Below are 22,945 nucleotides of genomic sequence, written 5' to 3' on the forward strand. Positions count from 1 at the left end.
AAAGGAGATATACCAATGGTATATTGGATTTGGTTAACTCAAATAAAGGGAATAGGACCTAAAAGACAAAGAAGATTATTAGAAAAATTTAATACGCCGGAAAATATCTATAAGAAAACTTTAGAAGAATTATTGGAATGTGATGGGATAGGATATAATATGGCGGAAAAAATAATTAAAGAAAGATCATTGAAAAAGGCTGAAAAAATATTAAATAATGTAAAAAAGCAAAATATTAAATTATTGACTTTAAAAAATCCTTTGTATCCTACTGAAGCTAAAAATATTAAAGAAATGCCTGTTTTAATATATTATAAGGGAAATTTAATTGAAAATAGTATGGGGGTTTCTATTGTAGGATCTAGAAGATGCAGTCAGTATGGCAAAAAAGTGGCCACTGATGCTGGCGATTATTTAGCAAGAGAAAATATATGGGTAATTAGTGGAATGGCTAAGGGAATCGATAGTTATGCCCATACTTCATGTATAAAAGCAGGGGGCTATACCATAGCAGTATTAGGAAATGGATTAGATATATGCTATCCACAAGAGCATATAGAACTTATGAAAAAAATAATTCAAAATGGAGCTGTTATATCAGAGTACCCTCCTGGAACTAGACCAGATCCAAAGCATTTTCCAAGAAGAAATTTACTAATTAGCGGATGGTCATATAAAATACTGGTTGTAGAAGCAGGAGCTAAAAGTGGAGCTTTAATTACTGCTGATTATGGGAAAAAATACAAAAGACAGGTTTTAGCTTTACCCGATAATATATATAGTAAAGAAAGTATAGGAAGTAATAGATTGATTGGTAATGGAGCTAAAATTTATTTAAGTAAAGAGCAATTATTAATAAATAATAGATATGAAAGAGAATCTGCCTCTATAGATAATTCATCTGTAAATCATTGTATTTTAAATGAATTGGATGATATGGAAAAAAGAATTATTGAGATATTAATAGCTGAAGGGGAAAAAACATTAGAGCAGCTAAGTTTTTTTACTGGCATAAATACTATGAACTTAGTAGAGAAACTATCCATTATGGAACTAGAAAATAAAGTAATTATTCAAGGCTCAGTAGTAAAGGCAGTATGTCCTCTTGAAACCTTGTCGAAAAGGAAATAGACCGCATTTTCTACAAGATTTGTGCGGTATCTTTGATAAAATAATTATGTGTGGATGTACTTTTTCATCAAATTTGACGAAGAGCCGAAAAAAGCACCCCACAATCATTTCTAAATGTGAGGTACTTATTTTTCACTTTATTTCATTTTCGACAAGGTTCGGGTTGTACCCAGTACCTTATTCTAAGTTTGCTATTGCTTCTACAACTGCAGCTTCAAGTTCTGCTAAATCGTAGAACTCATTAGCAAGTGCATTTTCATTTCTTGTATTGTCATCAGCATATGCTTGTAAATCATCTATTGCTAAATCAATTGCTGCTGCTACTGTATTCTTATCAGTTAATGACAGTGCATTATATGCGTCTAATCCTAGCTCTTCAGCAGTTAGAGCTACTCTTATAGCAGTCGTATCTCCATCAGCCGCATTCACTGCATCCACTGCTGCAATAACAGCAATTTCAGATTCAAGTTCTTGAACTTTAGCTTCTGCTGCAGTAAGAACTTCAATTCCTTCTAAGTCAGCTTCAACTGCACCAGCTGTAACCGCTGCATCAACATCTGTTCTAGCATCAGTTACTTCTGCTGCTAGAGGTGTTGCTGCATCATCAACATCAATTCCGTCACGAGCAGCATTTAATTGGTAATCTTCTACTGGAGTAGGGATTGCTGCAAGTGATGCTTCAGCTGTTGTAATAGCTGCTATTCTTGCATCAATAGTACCAATTGCAGTTGTAACTATAGTATCTAATTCTGTTTCATCATAGATTACTCCAGCTACTGCTTCTGCATTTCTATTATTATCGTCAGCATAATCTTCTAATGCATCTCTAAGTTCAATAACTTCTTCTGCTAACCAAGTCTTTTGTTCTGAAGTATAGTTCTTAGCGTCAATATCTGCTTTTGGTGTTGCTGTAGCAAAATCAGTTGACTCAAGTCCTAATCTCATTTCTACTGCATTTGTTGCTTCATTTACTGCTAATAAAGCAGCTTTTGATGCTGCATTATCTTCATTTGCTTGAATTTGTGCTAGTACAGCATCATCAAGAGCTACTTGAGCCTGTGCTAATGTTAAAGCACCAACAGCACCGTGAACAGCTGTAGCAACGGCAGTTTTATCATCATCACTCATTGCTTCGTATTCAGCAGGGAATACCAACCCTAATGATTCGAGTTCAAATGCAACCAAAACTGCAGCAGCATCTCCTGCAGCATTTAATTGAGCTAAAGCTGCTGCTGGCATTGCTGTATCATCTTCAAAAGCAGCTTCTAATTCTGCTTTATCATAGAATTCTTTTGCAACTGCATCTTCATGTCTATCATTATCTGCACCTGGAGCTGGTAGTGCATCTTTAATTGCAAATACTGCAGCAGCAACACTTGTTTGTTGAGCAGCTGCTAATTCATCATATTCTGCACCTAGTCCTTGTAAGTCTAAGTCAGCAAAATTAGCGTTTATAGCAGTTTCCATCTCGCCACCAGTATTTACAGTTACTGCGTTAATAGCTGCGAAAGCTGTATCGAAGGCATCTGATACAATTGCACTTGCTTCTGCATCAAAAGCTTCTTGGATAGCTGCTAAATCAGCAAACCCAGCTTCTGGTCTTGCTGCTAATACATTTGTAGCTACTGTTTCTTTATTAGTATCTGTGAAGTCAGCATAAGCACCTAACTCTAATCCTAATTCAGGAGCTTCTAAAGCAGCTTGCATTGTAAGATAGTTAGCTGCTTCATTTACTGCTACTATAGCTTCATCAACATAAGCTTCAACTAATGTAGCTGTGTATTCTACTTCTTCATAAGAAAATGTAACTTCTGTTTGCCCGTGTACTAAAGCTTCTGCTAAAGTAACTTCTACTGGTTCCATTCCCTCAAATGTAACACTTAATGTTGTTGCGTTAATAGCACAAAATGACCTGTTTTTATGTATGTGATGAAGCCCTTAACCCCACTGAACTCAAAGGGTTGAGAGCCTCTTATATACCTATTTTACCCCTCATTCATATAATGAGTATCATAGTTCGTACCTATAGTTTTTATAAGCTTATTATTCATAAAGGTTTTATTATAATTTGTGTAACCTAAGCATTTCTATCAATTTTTCTTCTCGTTTTCTCATCTCAGAGATTACATTTTTTGAACTAATATTTAGAGGTTTTATATTTCTACTACCTTCCTCTAATCTTTTAACCGTTTCTATATTTGAGATTTTAAAGCTTTTAGAGAAAGAATCTGTTTTCATTATTGTAAAACACACTCTACACTCTTTTTGTATAAAAACTCTGGATCTATATCTGCTTGGTTGCACCATTCAATACTATCAAAAGATATTCTTACAGTTTTAAATTTATTCTCATCTTTTAACTCTTTATAAATACCTTTGTCCAAATAAGGCTTCATATCAAATATTCTTTTCTCACCGTTTTCAAAAGTTAATTCTAATTGATAATCCCTTAAAGGTTTAACTTCTTTAACTGCTAAATACATATTGCCACCTCCTATTTTAATGGATCAATTCTAAAAGGCAGTTCACTATTCATCGCTATTTCCCAGTTTGCTTTTAGCTCTTCTTGTTTTAGCTCTGCCCATGCTAATACAAGCTTGAGCTGCTTTCTTGGTAACGAGCCTTCTATCAATTCACAAGTATTTATATCTATAGTAGCTGTGTGCTCTGCATAATATGCATGAAAATGAGGTGGGTTATGTTCCTCTGGAGCACAATACATTCTAATTATAATCCCATAAAACATACTAATCGTTGGCATTTTTTCATCAATTCCTTTTAATCTTCTTGTTATTATTATACCACAAACCCACCTCTTTTAAAAAAGTATTTATTCATTTTTTAGAAGAGTTTCTATTTCTCCTTTAAAGCCATACTTTTGCAGGTACTCTATAAGAGCTCCTTCCATTACTTCTCTCTGGGTAATGTTCTTTTCTTTACTAAATTCTCCTGCAAGTTTTGCTATCATGTCACTCATATAAATTGCTTTAGTCCTAACTAGCCCTGGAACTACATATCTTGGAATAGTTCCATCTTCTTTGGTGCCAGATATAAGCTGGTAAATGTCATCTCGCTTTTCATAAAGAAATCTTATAAACGGAATGTACTCATCTATGTCTGTTGGTGGTGCTGATGCAGTCTTTGGTTCTGGTTCAGCTTTTTCTATTTTTTCATCTACTGTTTCTTCTACTTTTCCAACTGTCTTTATATAGTTAGTCTTGTAGGCATTCCACTCATATCCTTTATTGGTCATATATTCTGCCATTTCTTTATGGTCTCTAAAGCCTTCCTTCTTTGCTATAAGTTTTGGATCTGCGGCTTCTTCCTCAAAGGCAGTGATGATGTTCACTACCTTTGAAGGTGCATAGCTTTTAGGGTCTCTATCCAGTTTATGTGCTTTATTCTCCTGTGGTACATACTCATTTGATTCTGCATCAAATCTGAAGTTCTTTCTTCTCATATACATATCTAAACTCTTATAAGTTTTATATCCTAATTCTTCTGCAGCTTCATCTCTAGTTTTAAATTTTAATAGTTCAATTATCTTTCTTACTTTTGAATCATAAATTGGCTTTTTCTCACTCATTCTTTTCCCCTCCTATAGTAGATTTACCGCATCGCTTAATTTACTCATGTCTTGGTGCAGGTATCTTGTAGTTACTGCTAAACTTGCATGGCCTAGTAATTTTTGAATACTTACTACTGAGGCTCCTTTTTCTAAAAGGTTAGTTCCAAAGGAATGCCTTAACACATGGGCTGATACTTCTTTTTCTAGTCCAATTTCATCTACTGCTTCATTAATAAGTCTGTTTACATATGTTGGTGAAACTTTACCTGTTCTTTCTAAGGCAAAGAACCTGTCAGATTCTGCTTCTCTAATGTTTTCTAAATAGTTTTTTAGCAAACTGTGCAGCTTATCGCTTATTGGTATGTCTCTGTCCTTCCCACCTTTCCCTTCTATGATGTGAACCACTCTGTTTTCTAGGTCTACTTCTTCAAGCTTTAAGTCTGTTATTTCTGAAATTCTTCCACCTGTGTAGAAAAGGGTCTGCACTACTGTTTTAATGGTTGGATGCTTTATGGCTGCTGCTAAGTTTTCAAACTCTTCTTCAGTTAAAAACTCCCTTTCCTTTTGCTTCACCTTTACTGGTTCTATTAAAGCTGCTAGGTTTTTCTCTGCTAAGTCCTTTTTGGTGCAATAGTTGTAAAAGCTTCTTAAAATATAAACTGACCTACTTCTACTAGCTGTAGAAATCTTTCTTTTCTTTTGATCTAGTAAATAGTCCTCTAAGTCCTGAAGTGTTATGTCCTCTATATACATTGGGCAGTTGTGTTTTACACTTAAGAAGTCATCAAAATAATTTAGTTCTTTTTCATATCCTGTGATGGTTTGTTTGGACCTGTCAATTAATTTCATATACCTTACAAAGTCCTTAATGCCTTGACTTAACAACATTTCATCTCCTCCTTTAGTCTTCGTGTGTCACATATTACAATTACATCTCACTATTATCAAGTTAATCTTCACTTATAATTAGTTATTGTTTTACATTAGAAATTTAAGTTTTCTAGGGTTAAAAAAATATGCCCTAGGTAAAATACCTAAGGCTTAAATATCATAATAGTAGCATCAAATCCTGATTTCTTTAATTTTGCTACTTGGTTTTCTGCATTTTCTCTAATAGAATAGGAGCCTGCCATTACTCTGTATAGTGTTTGGTTATTTGATGCTGGTGGTGATTGGGTCAATCCCTTATATACAACTCCCAGCTGTAAAAGTATAGCTTTAGTAATTCCTTCAACTATCTCATTAAACTTGTTATCGAATAGTTTATTATCTTGAGTATTATCTATAAACCCTATTTCTACTAACACTGCTGGTGCCTTTGTCTCTCTTAATACATGGAAGTTTGCCTTCTTAATACCCCTATTCCTAAGACCGATAGCTACTAATTCCTTCTGTATCTTATCTGCTAAACTCTTAGCTTTCTCCGTTTGATTTATATAAGTGAAGGTTTCTACACCTTGAGCTGCCTCTGGCTTAAAAGCATTTCTGTGAATGGATATAAAGTAATCATAAGTTTTCTTGTTTTCCATATCACTTCTATTCTTAAGACTTAGAGTACTATCAGTAGTTCTAGTTTCATCTACCAAAACCCCATGTCTTCTTACTTCACTAGCTACTGCAAGTCCTATTCTTAATACATCATCTTTCTCGCACCGAGCTTTATATACTGCACCTGGGTCACTTCCACCATGGCCGTAATCTAGACATATTCTATTCATTCTTTTCACCATCCTTAAGCTGTACCAATATCTCTTTGAGTTTCTCAGGTATAGGTAGTCCTATGTTTGCAGAGTTTTCTAGTATACTTATTCCTTCATTAGATATATAGAAAAATATTACTGCTGTTCTTATTGCACCACCATTTTTGATGAGATATGCATCTATTGTGTGACCTATAGCTACCATTAAAAACACCATTATCTTTTTAAATATTCCTTTAAATCCAATGGCACTTGATACTTTTCTTTTAATTATTGCAAGCATTACTCCTGTTATATAATCAATAACTACAAATGCAATAAGGGCATATAAAAAGCTATCGTGTCCACCTAGTACATAACCTAAGTATCCTCCGATAGCTGTAAATATCGCTTTTATGAAATTTAGTATATCATCCATCTAACCCCTCCTGTCTTCTACCATAGCTTTTAGTTTTTCAGTTAATGTAGGTAGACTATCTCCAAAGACTACATTAAGTTTAAATCCACTGGCTTCATAAACCTCGGTTACTTCTGTAATTCTAACATCCACTGTAATTCCCCACTCCTTATTCTGGACTGTTACAATATCACCTAAGTTCCAGTCTCTTTCATATTGAAATGGTCCAGTAGGAATAACTTCTGATTGAAAGGAAATAAGCCTTTTATGCTCTGATAACTTTAACTTTCCTCTATCTGGTAAATCATTGCTACTTTCCAAGTCTCTAGCATCTACAAAGATAACGTGTTTATCTAGACCTGTTGCATCACTTCCTATAGTTATTATTTCTCTGTTTACACCTTCACCTTGCCCAGCCACAATAGCATAGTTTCCAAACCCCACTAAACTATCTATATATTCCTGGGATTTTACATTATCAAACTCTGGAGAGAAGATAACTGGTGGATTGATATCTTGATTTACTGAAAAGTTCCTTCCATTATATATGTCAAATATCCACTTCTTTAAAGTAGAATCTAAATAGATGTGCCAGCCTAGATTTGTAATTCTACTTATGCTCTCTAATTCTTCAGCTAAATTTTTATACCTACTTTGCCATTTGATGCTTTTCCCTCGATTTTTATTTGGAGCAATCTCAAGGTTAGGAAATTCCATACCAGGGATGAGCAAGCAGTTTCTTTCTACATAATGCTTCATAACTGTTTCTGCATCTGCTTCAATTGTATCTACGGCCTGGTTATCTGGTGGAATAGTAATTCTTTGTTTTGCAATAGCCCCTAGTGTATAACCTCTAACTGTTAAGATTTCCTCTCCTTGTTCATTTGTCTTTACTTCTTTGTGCCTTATAACCCCAACCTTATATTTATCTGCCCCAAGCATGATTAATCTATTGATATCAAGCTTATCAGCGTTTTGTACCTTTGTATTGGTAACCAGCTGAAACTCTCCATAGGAGTAATACTTCCTTAAAAAAGAAAAGGAAAGATAGTTGTCTACCTCTCCTTGTAAATCTAGTGTTGGTGATAATATTCTAATTGGTTTCATTTAGTTATCTCCCAAGTTTTCATCAAAAACAATATCTCCATATTTAAGTTTAAAATGGTGAATATTATTTTGCCAATTTTCACCGGCTAATTCATCAAGTTGACTTTTTTCAGTATCAAATAAAACCATTGCAGGATCGCTTGTTGAATACTTAAGCGTAGCATATCCAACAGCACGGATTTCTCCATCAATTTCCTTTAGTATTAAAGTTACCATGCTTTCACCTCTATTCCTCTAACCAGATTTTATAAATATAGACATTGCTAGTATAGGTGTTTGATGTGCTATCCTTAGCTCTAGCACCAGCTCCTATATGATAAGTTCCTGTGAGTTCACTAATATCTAACTCATCAATCTTCCTATCAAAGCTATTTGATACACTTAGTTTAAAGTTCGAATCATGAACACCCGTAGTTTTAGAATCAATCAATCCAAAATGACCGTACCCATAAACACCGCTGGCAAGACTCTCCCATTCTATCTTCAGCTTACTATACTTTGTTATATCAACCTTTGAATCCGTAACAAATTGTCCTGACCTATATGCAGTGGATGATGGATTGACATATACTCTTAATCTATCAGTCTCATAATAAAAGCTTGCACTGGGCTCTATGTTTATTTGCTCAAAAATACTATCCCTAACACCTATAAAGTTCGTAAACATTTCATCTTTCCACATGTTTATAAACAGTAATGAATATTTTTGTGCATCCTGTTTATACCATTCAATTAAAGTTTCATTGCTTAGAATTAAATTGCTTGTTAATAAACTACTGGTCAAAGCCTTCCTGGCGATATAGTTTTCCAATAATTTATTCATTAGAAATTCTGTTGAAAGGATTTTAAATGATACTACTTCATCATTTACAACATCTTCAATTCCTGAATAGTAAAAAGCATTTAAACCCTTATCATGTTCTTGTTCTGTCCATCCTACTAACATTTTACCCGTCAGCATTTCATTGCTTTGTCCAATGGGATATGACCATAAATCGGCACCGTAATAAATTGCATCTCTAGCTACAGAGCTGTTTGCAACATTAGTGCAGATATCTACATTATCTTTCCAATGCTCATAATTTTCTGCAATAAACCTACCATCGGTTTGTATACTAACGCCATCATATTTAATATGCTCAGGATACTGCTCTGAAAACCAGTAATGGAGAGGAAAACTGGTCATAGAATAAATACAGCCATCTGTTCCTTGAGCAATCCACCCTAATATTACTCTCTTTACCTCTTCCCAATAATACTCTAAGACAATTTCCCCACTTACATCCTCAACTTCTCTACTTCTTCTCAATTTCATAATGTTACTCGGAATATCAAACCAATAGTCCCCAGTTACAGGGTTTTCAGGTTCAAACCTTGAATACGTTAGTTTCTTCTTTATACTATAGCCAAAACTCATAGTCGCACCATCATTATTTAACTCTGCCCAAATGAAATAGGCTTTGTCTGGGCTTTCTGGCATCTCTAAAACATAAGTCCCATAGTGAGCAATCGAACGATTAACAAATAATCCACCCGTTACTCCTAAAGCAAAATTGATAATAAGGCCTACCCTACCACCTGTTATATTAAGCTTTCTTGAATACTCTAAACTCTGCATATAAGACGGTTTGCCATTAGCATAGTGAGGTCCACTTAAAACACCACCACTAACATAAAGTTGATTAGTTAAACCCATATATCCATCAAAACCAAAAGGTAGAGGGGATACTCTCACTCCTTGCTCCATTGTTCCAAGTTCATTTTTTCTAATGTCCACCTGTATCCCTCCCTTTAAGCATCAGCACCGAATGCTGTAAAATCAATGTCTTTTTCAGTTACTTGAGCGATTAATTTTGTGTTTTCATCTAATAGAAGTTTTCTCCCGATAATCTCAAAGATGAAACGAGCATTTAGCTCACCTTCCCAGATTCTACTTTTTAATCCTGTAGTATTAGCCCAGGGTGGGTTCTCACCTAAGTAATCCCTCATCACATCATCATAGCTTGTTGTATTTGCATCTAGTTCTGCCAGTGCGACCTCCGAGTTTTCTATCCTTCCATATACCTTATATCCCCTAGCTCCTATCACAGGACTCCATGATAAATTAATATAATACTCGTCATTCATACTGGGATGGCAGTCTGTTAGAATAACTATTTCTGATGCTAGGGTTTCTCCCGAATCATCTAGAGCTGTTACTTTATAGGCATAATCCTTTCCTTCTACTCCACCGTGGAATAGTTTCTTTATTTCTTCAATTGTTAAAGGTTCTTCCCCAGTACCACTGGCCTCTGCTACAAAGTTTTGCTCTCCACTTATTTGTATATTTTCAATTGCTGTGGCCACAAGGCTTGCTTTATTAGCCTCATCATCTAACAGACCATCACTATTTGTTGCTAAGATAATTCTTAAATCCTTGCTCTCTTCTCCAATAATATTTGCAGTCAAAGGCTGGTCTGTAAGGGGTGTTGTTATAACCTCTATTGTATATTCATTTCCTTCAAGTCCTGGCTTTTTAACCCTTACATCGACTGCTCCATTAATACCAGAACCTATAACTGCTGCAGCTCTTCTGCCATGGCCATGATCACCTACCTTTATGGCCTGAAAGTTTGAAGGTGCTTTTAACATATTTCTGTTTTTAGATGCTAGGGCTATTATAATCCTCGAACTGTTAAAACCTCGATTTAGGATATTAATATCAACAAGAGCTTTTGCTCCTTCATCATTTACCCAATCAAGCCACTCATAGGTATTTGGATTAGTCATGGTGTACGTTTTAAGGCCCATTATTTATCCCTCCTTTAGCCAAATATAATAGCATTTACTATATTGTTGTGAGCCGAGTTATCATCTTCATGTTCTTTAAACTGTGTCCTCGTAATTAAATTTGTTGTGTCTTGTATTTCATTAAACCACTTTTTCCATTCAGTATAAAACTCTCCATCAGGCTCACTTAATTTATCTCCCACCCACTGTATCCATTTAGATACAAACTGTTCGAAGGATAGATTAGCTTCTTGCTTTTTAACGTTAAGATAATTTATCCATTCATTAAATATTTGTGTAGTATCCACCTGTTCAAAAAGATGAGTTGTAATTCCACATACCTCATGATTAAGTCTTTCATCAATAATTTGATAGTCTTCAATAAACGACTTCCCAGTAACAATTTCTACTTGAGCTAATGATATTTCATAGGTATTATCATTTCTAGTTATCTCGGGTGCTACTGGGCTTTCAGCTGGAATACCTTTTAATATAAAAGCCTTGACGTATCTTTTATCTAAAGACTTATCAAGGCGAATTACAATTCTATCTATTCTATTTAACACTGAATCTGCTGCATCAAGTGTCAGCTTTAAATCCTCACTTTCAATTTTATATAAATACCCTTCAATCCAGGCATAGCCTTCCTTTATATTGATGGACATATCTGTTCCAGTAGTAGTTACTCTTAAATTATCTCCACCATTAAAGATACCATTAGATATTAACTGTCTAAAATACTCTGCAAATTCATCTGCTGTATAAAATCTTTCATCTTCTCCATCTATGGAGTCAAAGAACATATACTTTTCAGCCATTAAAGCCCTCCTTCCTAAATATATCTATTTCTCCATTTAACAGTAACTCTAGTTTTTATGCTGTCATTATTACTTTCATAGCTTAGGATATTATCCCCTGGAGTTAGACTCCAAAATACACTATCTAAATCTATATAGTGAAAGGCATTATCTCCGTTAATCCTTACATACTTTTCTCCAAATGTAGTGGAAATAGAAAGCACATCATCTTCACCAAGACTTCTATTAACTCTAATAAATTCTCCTGTAGTCATATTGATAACTGTAGGATTAGTAGCTGGACCATTAAATTCAATAATTACTGGAGTAGCCACATCTCCATCATTAATACATTTCCTTCTAAAGCCTCTATTGGAAAAGTTGGTGGGAAGTCTTAAGTTAAATTTAATACCTCCCATAAGATAAGACATCTCTCTACTTTCAGTAAAACTATCCACCCAAAATGGATTATGACAAATTAAGTGTATTAAATACTTTTGATAGAATAGTCCTCTGCTTCCTTCACTACTTGGAAAGATAGGTGTAGTTTCTACTACAGCTTTTATTTCTTTTCCTTGATGGAGAATAGTTACTTCACCTAACTTAGGATTTAACACCCTCTCCATCTTCCTTTTATATTCAGCCACTTTTCTAGGTTCATTTCTTGTAATAATTATCCCTTCAATGGAGATGGCTCTAATGCCTAGTGTATTGTCAATATATGTGGAGCCATCTTGTTTAGGCGACTTCTGACTTTCTATATCAACTCCAAGGGCTTCGTCTATCTTCTCCAAATAAAACGGAGCCTGATTACCTAATATAATCTGCTCCCCCTTAGTATTTTTAATTATTAAATTTTCCATCTGTTTCACCTACCATTCAAGAGCTAATTCTTTAGATGCATTTTTAATTTTTCTAGCGGTTTCATATGGAGATAATGGAGCAGGGCTGTTGATAACTATATTTTGTGTTATACCCTTATCCCCAGAAAGCATCTTTTTAGTCACATTATCATCATATATCTTACTACCTCTTGGAAGTTCTACAAGCTCTGGACCAAGTTCTCCTACCATAGTAAGACCGCCTTGAAAGAAGCTAGTTCCACTAAAGTTTTTAGCTGGTCCACCTGATACTGCTTGTGATATATTCTTAGTTATGTTTTCAAATACGGTAGTGAAGGTAGCCTTCTTATCCTCCACCTTTTGCTTATTCCAATCTACTAATGCAGATATTCCATCTTTAATAGAACCTACAACAGTAGAAAAGGCTTCTGATACTTTACTTGCCATAGCTGGAAATTTATCTAATGTGGTGGAAAGCATAGAGGAAGTTTTACTAACCCATTCTGATTCCGAATCTGTTATGGAGTCTATTATCTTTCTCTTTATATCATTTGCTTTTTCATTTATTTCAGATTTAATATCTTTCCATTTATTTTCTGTATCAGTTTTAATTTCAGACCATTTATTAGATACATTTTGTTTAATTTCCTGCACTTTAGTGGCTGTATCTGTCTTCATATTAGTCCATTTGTTTGCTAGATCTGTCTTAATGTTTTCCCACTTTTGTGATGAATCTTTCTTTATTTCTTCCCATTTCTTACTTACATCTTCTTTTATTTGTCTTGATTTAGTGGATATATCATCTTTCATCACTTGCCATTTTGTCTTAATTTCACCAGTTTCCCAATCTACCTGATTCACGTGTTCTTTAGCTTGAGCCTTTGCTTCCTTTACTACTTTTTCATGCATCTCTTCAGCTTTCTTAATGGATTCATCTTTCTGACGAGTAGCTTCCTTTATTAACTTATCTGCTTGATCTTTAGTAATAGTTCCAGCTTCATCTCTTTGACGGATAATTTCTTTAATGACATCATTGTATTGTTCTTCAGCAGCAAGGATTGCTCCATCCTTTTGCTCTATACTATTTTTAACTACTTCTGCTGCTTGTAGAGCTGTAATTTCTCCAGCTTGAGCCTTCATCCTTTCCATAATAGCTTTCGCTTCTACTTCATTTTCAGATAAAACCTTAATCCCTGTATCCACCATTTCTCTTTGAATGCTATTTATTTCTTCCTGTTCCTCTTTAGTTAATGCTCTCTTCTCAGTAGATGCTAGATCTAATATTTCTTTTATCCTTGCTTCTCCATCAGCTATACTTTGTTTTCTATTTTCATAGCCTTCTTGCATATTATTTAAAATCTCATCTTGTTCTTCTTTAGATAGGGATGTACTGCTCGTTACAAAGTCTTGTATTTTACCTAAAGATTCTTCATGGTGTGTATCTAGTCCAGCTTGAACCTGCTCTGCCATCTGTGAAAAGTTTGATGTTATCCCATCTGCCATTTCTTTAGTAACTTCCTGACCACTCCAAGAGAGCTGATTTAAAGCTAGAGTTGCTTCATCATTTAGTTCTAGAAACCCACCTACAGCTTTCTTGGTAGATTCCGATACCTCATCTCCAAATAGTTCTATTGCAGGGATATTTTCCTCACTTAAATGTTTATATAATGCAACCCCTCCAACTACTGCAGCTCCAATGGCTAGTGTCCATGGGTTAAGGAGTAAGGCTCCTGCTTTAGCAGCTATTCCTGCAGCACTAAATCCTGTAGCCATTCCACTTGTAGCAACTGTAGCTGTAGCAGCTCCTGTTTTTAATCCAGCCAAAGCTATTGATGCTTTAGAAAAGGCACTAATAACAGTACCTGCTCCACCTATAAGCTTTCCACCAAGGATTAATAATGGTCCTATAGCTGCTGCAAGAGCTGCTACTTTCACTATGGTTTCTTGTGTAGCTGGACTAAGATTTGCAAACCATTCTACTGCAAGCTGTAACTTTTCTACTAGGGTTTGTAGGTGTGGAACTAGGATTTCAAATATTTGTATTCCTACACCTTCAAGGGCTGATTTTAATTTAGTAATCTCCCCCTGAAGATTATCCTCCATAGTTTCAGCCATCTCTTTAGCTGTTCCTGTATACTCCCTTGTGGCCTGTGTTAGTTTTTCATAATCTTCTTCACTTGCATTAATAATTGAAAGCATTCCAGCCATAGCTTCTTTTCCAAATATAGTAGCTGCATATTGGGCTTGTTGTTCCTCGGAAAGATTAGCAAACTTTAATCTTAATTCATCCATGACGTTTTTAAATGGAAGCATCTCTCCGTTGGCATCAGTGATTGATATTCCTAAGTCGTCCATCGCTCCTGCCATATTACTTGTTGGGTTTGCTAAGTTTGCTATGGCAGTTTTTAGTGATGTTCCTGCTTGAGATCCTTTTATTCCTGCGTTAGCCATAAGGCCTAGTGCAAGGGCTGCATCCTCTGCTGAATAATTAAGAGCACCAAAAAGAGGAGCCACATATTTAAATGACTCCCCAAGTAAACCTACATTTGTATTACTGTTTGATGATGCACTGGCTAGTAGGTCTGCAAATTCCCCTGCCTGTCTGGCTTCCATTCCAAAGGCAGTAAGGGCATCGGTGACAATATCAGAAACTGAACCTAAGTTTTCACCACTTGATGCTGCAAGCATCATTACCCCTTCAAGCCCATCTAGCATTTGATTTGTATCCCATCCAGCCATGGCCATATATTTTAAGGCTTCAGCAGATTCAGATGCAGAGAACTTTGTAGTAGCACCCATCTCTTTAGCTTTTTCCTCTAGTTTCTCTAAATCATTACCTGTAGCACCACTAATAGATTGGACTTCACTCATACCTGCTTCAAAATCAGACCCTACTTTAACAGCTGCAGCACCAAGACCAACTAAGGGAAGTGTAATCTTTTTAGTTAGATCCTTTCCTACTGACTCCATTTTCTTGCCCACATCTTGCATCTTCTGTCCAACAGGCTCTAGAGCTTTGGCTAATTGATACCATCCTGAGGATTGAAGTTCTATCTCTTTATTTAGACTATTTAAGTCCTGTTCCATGGAAACTAATCTAGTTCTTGCCTGATTTAATTTTATTTCAAGTTCCTGAGTTGCCTTAGCATCTTTACCCTTAGTCTCTACTGACTTTTGATGTGCTGCTTCTAGAGCCTCTACCTTTTGTCTTTGAAGCTCTGTTTGTTTAGTTAGGCTGTCTGACTTTAATTTCAGCCCATCTAATTCCTTACCATGCTTTCCCATCTCGGCACTTGCAAGTTTAAACTCAGACTGAACCTTCTTCATCTCTCTATTTAGATTACCTATTCCATTTTGAAAGCCAGTAGAATCTAAACCTACCACTACATTTAATTGTCCTATTTCCTTTGCCACTTACACCTCACCACCTTTTGGCATAAAAAATACACCTAACTCCTAGGTGCTATAAAATATCATCAATATATACTTTTTCACTTCCAAGCTTTCTAGTTAATAGCTTCAAATAATACATCATATCCATGGAGTCAATTTCATTTAGTGTCCAGCCTTTATCTAAAAGTGCTAGGTAGAACTTATCTATAAATTCTTGGGGCTCCATGGCATTCCCCTCTATTCGTTTTTTTCATCACCTTTAGTTGTCTCTGTCATTTGTCCAACTACTTCATTGATGCATTTTGTGATAGTAGGAATTAAATCTTTTGATGAAAGGCCATCATAGACATCATCTCTTGTAAATTGATTACCAAACAGCTCAACAATATAGTCAATCAGCTTATCCAACTCTTCAGGTGAAAGACTCTCAAAGTTTATTCCATTTGATACTTCTATAGTTCTTCTAACCATTCTAGCTGATATAAATGAAGCTACATAAGTTTTATCCTTCTTATCTCTTTTTAATATAATCTCCATATTAACCTCCCACTACAGTAGTATCTCCTGGAACACTAGCAAACCATGATTCTGCTCCTAGGAAATCCTCGCTATCTTCATCAGCAGTATGTTTCCATTCTCCATCATGAAGCCTTGGCATAAAGGTTAGTTTAAGCTTAGGTGTTTTATGCTCTACATTGTCCTTTTTTGTCGAATAATCCTCTGCTAAAGGTTGAGATACTCCTTTTAAAAGCCATACATATCTATACTTTCCATTAGACTTTAAGCTCTTGAATCCCAATGCAATATGTGGTGGAACATCAGCCTTATTCTCTATTAATACACCATCCACTATCTTATTTCCTAATATCTTTGCCCTTGTCTGCAATGGTAAATCGGCAGTTTCTACTTCTACATCAATTTTACCTAATGCTGAAATGGACTCCCATAATTGATCATCAGCATAGACTTCTTGGGTATTTACTGTAGGGTTTATGGTTGCATTAATTGCTCCCACTAAATCCTCTGGTAATTCATATGTCAAAGCTTCTTTTGTGTCTTCTGTTAATATTGCAAAATGTAAATCATTAAGTCCTACTTGTGCCATTATATGACCTCCTTAAAAAATCTCATTACTTTGTGATAAGTCTTTGTATCCTCTTCATATAAATCATAAAAGTTTAATTTAGTAAATCCAGCATCTATTATTCTTGTATAAACGGTATCTACTAAATCTGTATAATCTTCCTTACTCCAGATATCTATCTGAACATAATATCCATTAATTAATTCTTTATCATCAGAATGTAGCTCAGGCTTATCTAGATAGATGAAGAAAGTGATATAGGTTTCTTCATCGCCACTATAGGTTTGAAATCTTACTGGAACCCCTATATCTTTTAAAGCTGATATAACTTTCTTATTTATACTCATAAGCCTAGACCTTCTTTTAAATTTTTCTCAATCGCCTCCATGGCTTCCTCTTTAGAGGTTTCATAACCTCTGGACATAAAGGGGTTAGCTTTCATCTTTACAGTTCCAAATTCCACAAACTTCCCATAATATCCATCCTTATCTGGACCTACTTCCACCCTCTTTACTCCATCCTTAGTTTTAACTCTAGATGCAGTAATGCTTTGTTTTAGTTTTCCTGTCCTTACTGGTACTTCTTTTTTTATGGATTCTTTAACTACATCTCCAGCTTCTCTTAAGGCTTTGTTTTCAATTCTAGATCCTTTTTGTCCTAGCTTTTCTATTTCAGCTAGTAGGTTCTCCATTCCTTCAACTTTCATATCAGCCACTTAAATCTACCTCCATAGCCTTAATTTCCATCAATTTATTTTCATATTTTATATTATCTATTGAAGTGATATTGTACTCCTTATCCTTAAATAGAATCCTCATAGATGTGTCTAAATCTTTAAGGTATCTAACAGTAAATTTAACTGTATTCTCTGCTTGAACTGCTGCAGCCTCATAGTATTCTCTACCATGAAGGTTAGTTATACTAGCCCATACTGTTTTTACATCTGTCCATTCTTCTATTTCAAATCCATTTTCATTGGTGGTGGTAGTTAATCTTTGTAGTGTTATCCTATGTCTTAATTCGCCTGGGTTCATTCTTCCACTCCCTCATAACAGTAATTAAGCTGGGCTAACATACTATTAATTACAGGCCTTATCTTATCTCCTACTTTTCCAGCTGTAAGACCTCTGTTTTCATACCAATCTACTACTAGGATTAGACAAAAGAGCCTAGCTAGATTATTTGTATCATCAAAGCTTCTACCTGTTGCATTTTTAAGATATTCTTCTGAAACTTTTATAAGTGTATTTATTAGGGTATTATCCTCATCTCCATCTATTCTTAAATATTCCTTTGCTTCATCTAGGGTAATAAGCATCTAAGTCCCTCCAATAAAAAAGGAGCAAGAAGTATAATACCTCTTATGCTCCAGTTGTTGAAATAGTAAGTTTACCAAATACTGCTGCAGTTTCATCCCATTTAACACAATCATCACGAGTTATAGTTCTAAGTTCAGTTGTATCTCTTCTCCATGCATCTCCACCAATATTTGTAGAAGCTAGTTCATAGGTGCCTTTATTAAATAGAACCATTAATTCTTTAAAATTTCCTACTATAAATGGAGCCTTTACTGTAGTAGTACCTGTGGAAGGTAGAGTTCTATTAGCCACTACTATAATTGGTCTACCTTTAAATATCTTCTTTCCAGGCTGTGTAATATCTTCTTGAAGAAGTGGTCTTCCATTAATGTCTTCCTGTTCATCTAGCCAATGGAATCCATCTTGATTGGTGATAATAGAGCTAGATAAAGAAAAGGCTGGATCTAAGTCTACATTTAATACCTTCTTTATTGCATTTATGTCTTTTAGGTCTTTACTTGATAGAGAATTTAATACAGATAAAATCAATCCGTTCTTAGTTACCATGTGCTTTTTAGCAATCCATTGGGTAATATAGGCTAGGATATTTTGGTCTGTATCCCTTAGTAATTCATTAGTAATTGGAAGGTATCCTGCCCTTTTAATTAGCTTATAGCTTACTGGTGTAAACTTTGGATTGTCTATTTCTTGAATCTCTCCATATTCATCTACAACTTGAAAAGGAACCATATCTTCATCTTTTTCTAAGACCCTAGAACCTGATAGTGCATTTACTCTTTCATTTCTTACATGGACAGATAGATCATTCATAGTTCTCATAATCTTATTGATACGAGTTTGAATATCTTCAGGTACTATAATTCCTAAATCTCCATCAGCATCTGTGCTTACTCCACCTTCATGGACAATACTAGATTTATATTCATTGATAATGCTATAGTCATCTGCTGTTATTCTTTGTCTTCTTAGCCCTTTTAAAAATACTCTTTTGTATTCTGCTTCTAGATCCCTTTCTACATTATTTATTGGTGTTGCATCATCTAAATTAAAAGCTTCAGCTGCTTCTAATTCCTGCTGCATTGACACTTTCTTTTGTAACGCTCTTACTTCTTCCATCATATTTTCAGCTTCACTTACCTTATCCTCAGCTATTAGATTTCTTACCTTCGCCTTCTTTTCTTCTAAGCTTTGAAGTAGTTCTCTTAATTCTTTACTCATAAATATTCATCCTCCTCAAATTAAAAAAGAGCCTAAAGCTCTAGTTCGATTAATAGTTTCTGTTTTATAGATTTTTGATTGTTTTCTTGCACATCATTATCTGGTTTTGGCTCTTGTATTAACGCTTTAGGTGTATTTCTATATCTCCCCAATACATCCATATCTACAGATGCAGCTATTTTCTTTTCCTCTTCTACCACATGACAAAATCCGTATTCTTCGCATTCCTTGGCAGTAAGCCATGTTTCATTATCCATAATCTCTATAATTTCATCTCTTGTTAACATGGATTGGTTTTCATAAGCTGCAATAAGGCTTTCCCTAATCTTATCTAAGTCCTCAGCTAATTTTCTAAAGTCAGCTGCATTACCCATTCCTATTGTCCAAGGGTTATGAATCATCATCATTGAGTTTTTAGGCATAAAAATAGTATTGCCTGCCATAGCTATGACACTTGCAATACTAGCTGCGAGTCCATCAATATATACATTTTTCTGTGCCTTATGTCTTTTAAGGATTGAGTAAATAGTCTGACCAGCAAAAACATCTCCTCCTGGAGAGTTAATGTAGATATTTAATGTGTCTACATCCCCAAGATTATCTAAATCAGCTTTAAATTCTTTAGGAGTTACTTCATCTCCCCACCAAGTTTCATTTGATATTTCACCGTATAGTGTCAGCTCCCCTTGGTTTTTATCTAAGGATTTAAAGTTCCAGAATTTCTTATTCTTTTTCCCTTTCAGTTCCATCACCACCTCTCATATACTGCTCTCCTGCCATTTCAATAGGCATCATGTTTCCATTTATAAGTAGCCTATCTCCACCTTCCTTGGTTTCTAATTCTTCTAATGCCCTAACTTCATTGGCTGTCATAAAGCCTGATTGGATAGCAATTCTATATCCTTCGTATCTTGTTTTAGGGTCAGCACGAAGTATGGCATTTACATTAAACTTAATATAGTAGCCTTCTTCTAACTCTCGCTGTGTAAATAATTTATATGTCAGTTCCTGCTCATATCCTGTTAATATATCCATCAAAGTATCTACATAAAATTCCCTTTGCTGATGCTCTACATTGGTATGAGTTGCTCTATCTAAATCATTAAGTTGATGGTTCTTTACCCCAAAGGCTGCAGCTATTTGCTTAACTGTTAGCTGAGTGTTTTCTATAAACTGTGCATCTGCCATTGTTAGACTCAGTGGTTGGAACTGATATCCTATAGGAAGAAGGGATACCCTATTTGCATTTTTAAGTCCACTTGCCATCTGTTCAAATCTTTCTCTAAACACCCTTTGAGCCTCTGGGTTTAAATCTCCAATATAGTGAATAATGCCTTTAGTTTGAAGTCCAGTTTTAAAACTATTATTTAAATATTCACTAGCAGCACCTGCATTTTCTATGGTGTTCTTTAATTGCTCTAGTGGAGTCATTCCAACTATTCCATCAACCGTTAATCCTTTGAAGTGTAATATTTCATCTGGATCTATTCTATACTCAGTACCTTTATTATCTGTATATACATACCAGAGCTTTCCCTTCTTTGGCAGCAGCCCCACATCATCTATAAATATTTGAACCTTGGTGCTGTCTAGTGGATATATTCCTGTAACTTTACCTGCATCTCTACCTTTAGTTTCAAAATCAATCCAGGCATAGGAATTTCCATAAAGATTTCTTTGTACTTCCAAGGCTTTAAAAAAATCCCTAGAATTCATCCAAGGATTTGGTCTAATCTTTAAAATTGGTGTTAGATAATGACTTGTATCAACCTGCCTTCCATCATTACTTCTGTATACCTTAGTTGGTAATTTACCTATACTATCAGCCAATATTCTGATGCAGGAAAACACAGTTGCTTCTTTTAGGGCATTTTTACCTTTGAAGTTTAATTCTCCTGGTTCAATCCCTAGCATTTCAAGTAGCCTTCTATCATTTAATGATACTGCTTCAGATTCTGCTCTAGTGTTAAACAGTGTTCTTATCTTATTAAATACACTCAAATGCCATCACCCCCTAGCCCCAAAGTTTATCTAACATTTCCTCTGTTGAATTTTCATTTATATTAAACTTACTTCCTTCATTTCTTATTGCTCTATCTAATGCCATAATCATAGCCACAGCTCCATCTATCTTTTCAGTAGACTTCTCCTTATCTGGCTTTATGTTTCCTGCAGGGTCTGTTCTAATGTGTATATTATCCATCATCCAAGATAGTACTGGGTGTCCTCCATGAGCTATTCTTTTTTCAAGTACTAGCTTCATCAACTCTTTTGTAGGTGGACTCATATCCCTATATCCTTGTCCAAAAGGAACTACAGTAAATCCTGCACCTTCTAGATTTTGTGTCATCTGAACAGCTCCCCATCTATCAAAGGCTATTTCCTTGATGTTGTAATCTTCCCAGAGTTTTTCTATAAACTTTTCTATAAACCCATAGTGAATAACATTTCCCTCTGTTGTTTTAAGATGGCCTTCCCTTTCCCAAATATCATAAGGTACATGATCCCTTCTAACCCTTAAATTCATATTTTCCTCAGGTATCCAAAAGTATGGGAGTACATAGTATTTATCATCATCTGGTATTGGAGGAAAAACTAATACAAAAGCTGTAATATCAATGGAGCTTGAAAGGTCTAGTCCACCATAACATTCTCTGCCTTTTAATTTCTCAGCATCTACTGGTGTAGAACACATCTCCCAGTTATGCATTGGCATCCATCTTACTGACTGCTTTACCCACTGATTTAGCCTTAGTTGACGGAAGAGGTTCTCCTCTGCTGGGTTTTGTTTTGCACTTTCACAGGCTATTGCCATCTTTTCTTCCTGAACTGTTACTCCCAAAGATGGGTTAGCTTTTCTCCAAACCTTAGGGTCTGTCCAATCATCTCCTTCATCTGCTGCATAGATAACTGGATAAAAGGATGAGTCTACTTTTCTTCCCTTTATTATATCTTCTGCTTTTTGGTGAACTTCAAATCCAATGCTATGTCTATCATTTCCTGCTGTTGTAATTAGAAAGTTTAAAGGTTGCCTTCTTGCATCTGCTGCTCCATGGGTCATTACATTAAACATTTCTCTATTAGCTACATGGATTTCATCAAAGAGTACTGCATGAGGGTTTATCCCATGTTTACTAAAAGCTTCAGATGATAGTACTTGATAAAATGAATTCATAGCAGGATAAACTATTCTCTTTTGTGAAGCTACTATCTTAAGCCTCTTCTGTAGTGCAGGTGATAAGCCTATCATATCTACTGCTACTTGATAGATTAAACTTGCCTGAGCTCTATCTGCTGCACAGCTATATATTTCAGCTCCCCACTCTCCATCTGCTGTAAGCATATATAAAGCAAGGGCAGCTCCTAGTTCTGTCTTCCCTTGCTTCTTTGGTATTTCCACATATCCAGTTGTAAATTGCCTATATCCATCTTCCTTTATTACACCAAATAGATTCCTGATTATTTCCTTTTGCCAGGGAAGAAGAATAAATGGTTTGTTATGCCACTTACCTTTTGTGTGTTTTAAGTTCTCTATAAAACTAACTACATATTCAGCCCTTTTTTTATCATAGCTGGATGTGGGTAGCATGAATTTTGTAGGAGTGAACTTATCGGTCATA

Annotated in this window: 27 protein-coding genes; 1 reads left to right on the plus strand and 26 read right to left on the minus strand. The window is 35.2% G+C overall.

What is annotated here, in order from left to right; translation table 11 throughout:
• Nucleotides 1–15 precede the first annotated feature (15 nt).
• The gene (gene dprA / locus B5X81_RS07415) at nucleotides 16–1,131 is read left to right on the plus strand and encodes a DNA-processing protein DprA (RefSeq protein ID WP_079490599.1); all 1,116 of its coding nucleotides are present in this window, start codon (nucleotides 16–18) and stop codon (nucleotides 1,129–1,131) included.
• A 177-nt stretch (nucleotides 1,132–1,308) separates the two neighbouring features.
• Here the strand turns inward: dprA and B5X81_RS07420 are convergent, their stop codons facing one another.
• The 26 genes from B5X81_RS07420 to B5X81_RS07540 form a co-directional block, all read right to left on the minus strand.
• On the minus strand, nucleotides 1,309–2,994 hold the full coding sequence (locus tag B5X81_RS07420) for a hypothetical protein (protein WP_079490601.1): 1,686 nt from the start codon (nucleotides 2,992–2,994) through the stop codon (nucleotides 1,309–1,311).
• 198 nt (nucleotides 2,995–3,192) lie between these two features.
• Nucleotides 3,193–3,369: a hypothetical protein gene (locus B5X81_RS27760; protein WP_208985009.1), complete on the minus strand. Its 177-nt coding sequence runs from the start codon at nucleotides 3,367–3,369 to the stop codon at nucleotides 3,193–3,195.
• The gene (locus tag B5X81_RS07430; RefSeq protein WP_079490604.1) at nucleotides 3,369–3,614 is read right to left on the minus strand and encodes a DUF2442 domain-containing protein; all 246 of its coding nucleotides are present in this window, start codon (nucleotides 3,612–3,614) and stop codon (nucleotides 3,369–3,371) included. Before B5X81_RS07430 ends, B5X81_RS27760 begins: the two co-directional genes overlap by 1 nt.
• Nucleotides 3,615–3,625: 11 nt before the next feature.
• Nucleotides 3,626–3,892: a DUF4160 domain-containing protein gene (locus tag B5X81_RS07435; RefSeq protein WP_079490605.1), complete on the minus strand. Its 267-nt coding sequence runs from the start codon at nucleotides 3,890–3,892 to the stop codon at nucleotides 3,626–3,628.
• Nucleotides 3,893–3,961: 69 nt separating this feature from the next.
• The gene (locus B5X81_RS07440; protein WP_079490607.1) at nucleotides 3,962–4,717 is read right to left on the minus strand and encodes a hypothetical protein; all 756 of its coding nucleotides are present in this window, start codon (nucleotides 4,715–4,717) and stop codon (nucleotides 3,962–3,964) included.
• Nucleotides 4,718–4,729: 12 nt separating this feature from the next.
• A complete protein-coding gene (locus tag B5X81_RS07445; RefSeq protein ID WP_079490608.1) occupies nucleotides 4,730–5,587 on the minus strand; it encodes a tyrosine-type recombinase/integrase in 858 nt (285 codons plus the stop codon).
• A gap of 146 nt (nucleotides 5,588–5,733) precedes the next feature.
• Nucleotides 5,734–6,417, minus strand: coding sequence for an N-acetylmuramoyl-L-alanine amidase (locus B5X81_RS07450; protein WP_079490610.1), 684 nt, complete (start codon nucleotides 6,415–6,417; stop codon nucleotides 5,734–5,736).
• Nucleotides 6,410–6,817 (minus strand): phage holin family protein, encoded by a 408-nt coding sequence (locus B5X81_RS07455; protein ID WP_079490611.1) that lies wholly within the window; start codon nucleotides 6,815–6,817, stop codon nucleotides 6,410–6,412. Before B5X81_RS07455 ends, B5X81_RS07450 begins: the two co-directional genes overlap by 8 nt.
• Nucleotides 6,818–7,903 (minus strand): siphovirus ReqiPepy6 Gp37-like family protein, encoded by a 1,086-nt coding sequence (locus B5X81_RS07460; protein WP_079490613.1) that lies wholly within the window; start codon nucleotides 7,901–7,903, stop codon nucleotides 6,818–6,820.
• The gene (locus B5X81_RS07465) at nucleotides 7,904–8,119 is read right to left on the minus strand and encodes a hypothetical protein (protein ID WP_079490614.1); all 216 of its coding nucleotides are present in this window, start codon (nucleotides 8,117–8,119) and stop codon (nucleotides 7,904–7,906) included. It lies immediately after the preceding gene.
• Nucleotides 8,120–8,129: 10 nt separating this feature from the next.
• Nucleotides 8,130–9,680, minus strand: coding sequence for a hypothetical protein (locus B5X81_RS07470; protein ID WP_079490616.1), 1,551 nt, complete (start codon nucleotides 9,678–9,680; stop codon nucleotides 8,130–8,132).
• Nucleotides 9,681–9,694: 14 nt separating this feature from the next.
• Nucleotides 9,695–10,693 (minus strand): hypothetical protein, encoded by a 999-nt coding sequence (locus tag B5X81_RS07475; protein ID WP_079490617.1) that lies wholly within the window; start codon nucleotides 10,691–10,693, stop codon nucleotides 9,695–9,697.
• A gap of 14 nt (nucleotides 10,694–10,707) precedes the next feature.
• Complete coding sequence (locus B5X81_RS07480; RefSeq protein WP_208985010.1) at nucleotides 10,708–11,490, minus strand: hypothetical protein; 783 nt, start codon at nucleotides 11,488–11,490, stop codon at nucleotides 10,708–10,710.
• A 14-nt stretch (nucleotides 11,491–11,504) separates the two neighbouring features.
• Nucleotides 11,505–12,332: a phage tail family protein gene (locus B5X81_RS07485; protein ID WP_079490619.1), complete on the minus strand. Its 828-nt coding sequence runs from the start codon at nucleotides 12,330–12,332 to the stop codon at nucleotides 11,505–11,507.
• Between the two features lie 9 nt (nucleotides 12,333–12,341).
• The gene (locus B5X81_RS07490; RefSeq protein ID WP_079490620.1) at nucleotides 12,342–15,725 is read right to left on the minus strand and encodes a phage tail tape measure protein; all 3,384 of its coding nucleotides are present in this window, start codon (nucleotides 15,723–15,725) and stop codon (nucleotides 12,342–12,344) included.
• A 49-nt stretch (nucleotides 15,726–15,774) separates the two neighbouring features.
• Nucleotides 15,775–15,930 (minus strand): hypothetical protein, encoded by a 156-nt coding sequence (locus B5X81_RS27310; RefSeq protein WP_170917320.1) that lies wholly within the window; start codon nucleotides 15,928–15,930, stop codon nucleotides 15,775–15,777.
• An 11-nt stretch (nucleotides 15,931–15,941) separates the two neighbouring features.
• Entirely contained in the window at nucleotides 15,942–16,241 is a 300-nt protein-coding gene (gene gpG, locus B5X81_RS07495; RefSeq protein ID WP_079490622.1) for a phage tail assembly chaperone G, read from the minus strand.
• Nucleotide 16,242: 1 nt separating this feature from the next.
• Nucleotides 16,243–16,809: a major tail protein gene (locus B5X81_RS07500; RefSeq protein ID WP_079490623.1), complete on the minus strand. Its 567-nt coding sequence runs from the start codon at nucleotides 16,807–16,809 to the stop codon at nucleotides 16,243–16,245.
• Nucleotides 16,809–17,135, minus strand: coding sequence for a hypothetical protein (locus B5X81_RS07505; protein WP_079490625.1), 327 nt, complete (start codon nucleotides 17,133–17,135; stop codon nucleotides 16,809–16,811). Before B5X81_RS07505 ends, B5X81_RS07500 begins: the two co-directional genes overlap by 1 nt.
• Nucleotides 17,132–17,494: an HK97-gp10 family putative phage morphogenesis protein gene (locus B5X81_RS07510; protein WP_244282032.1), complete on the minus strand. Its 363-nt coding sequence runs from the start codon at nucleotides 17,492–17,494 to the stop codon at nucleotides 17,132–17,134. Before B5X81_RS07510 ends, B5X81_RS07505 begins: the two co-directional genes overlap by 4 nt.
• Nucleotide 17,495: 1 nt before the next feature.
• Nucleotides 17,496–17,822, minus strand: coding sequence for a phage head closure protein (locus B5X81_RS07515; RefSeq protein WP_079490628.1), 327 nt, complete (start codon nucleotides 17,820–17,822; stop codon nucleotides 17,496–17,498).
• Nucleotides 17,819–18,106, minus strand: a complete 288-nt coding sequence (locus B5X81_RS07520; protein ID WP_079490629.1) for a head-tail connector protein — start codon at nucleotides 18,104–18,106, stop codon at nucleotides 17,819–17,821. The genes B5X81_RS07515 and B5X81_RS07520 overlap by 4 nt, the downstream gene beginning before the upstream one ends.
• Before the next feature lie 43 nt (nucleotides 18,107–18,149).
• On the minus strand, nucleotides 18,150–19,325 hold the full coding sequence (locus B5X81_RS07525; RefSeq protein ID WP_079490631.1) for a phage major capsid protein: 1,176 nt from the start codon (nucleotides 19,323–19,325) through the stop codon (nucleotides 18,150–18,152).
• A gap of 32 nt (nucleotides 19,326–19,357) precedes the next feature.
• Nucleotides 19,358–20,074 carry a head maturation protease, ClpP-related gene (locus B5X81_RS07530; protein WP_079490632.1) on the minus strand — a complete coding sequence of 239 codons (717 nt, stop codon included), beginning with the start codon at nucleotides 20,072–20,074 and terminating at the stop codon, nucleotides 19,358–19,360.
• On the minus strand, nucleotides 20,049–21,326 hold the full coding sequence (locus B5X81_RS07535) for a phage portal protein (protein ID WP_079490634.1): 1,278 nt from the start codon (nucleotides 21,324–21,326) through the stop codon (nucleotides 20,049–20,051). Before B5X81_RS07535 ends, B5X81_RS07530 begins: the two co-directional genes overlap by 26 nt.
• Nucleotides 21,327–21,339: 13 nt before the next feature.
• A complete protein-coding gene (locus B5X81_RS07540; protein ID WP_079490636.1) occupies nucleotides 21,340–22,944 on the minus strand; it encodes a terminase large subunit in 1,605 nt (534 codons plus the stop codon).
• Between the last annotated feature and the right edge of the window lies 1 nt (nucleotide 22,945).

The sequence above is a fragment of the Maledivibacter halophilus genome, assembly GCF_900167445.1.
GTDB lineage: Bacteria > Bacillota > Clostridia > Peptostreptococcales > Caminicellaceae > Maledivibacter > Maledivibacter halophilus.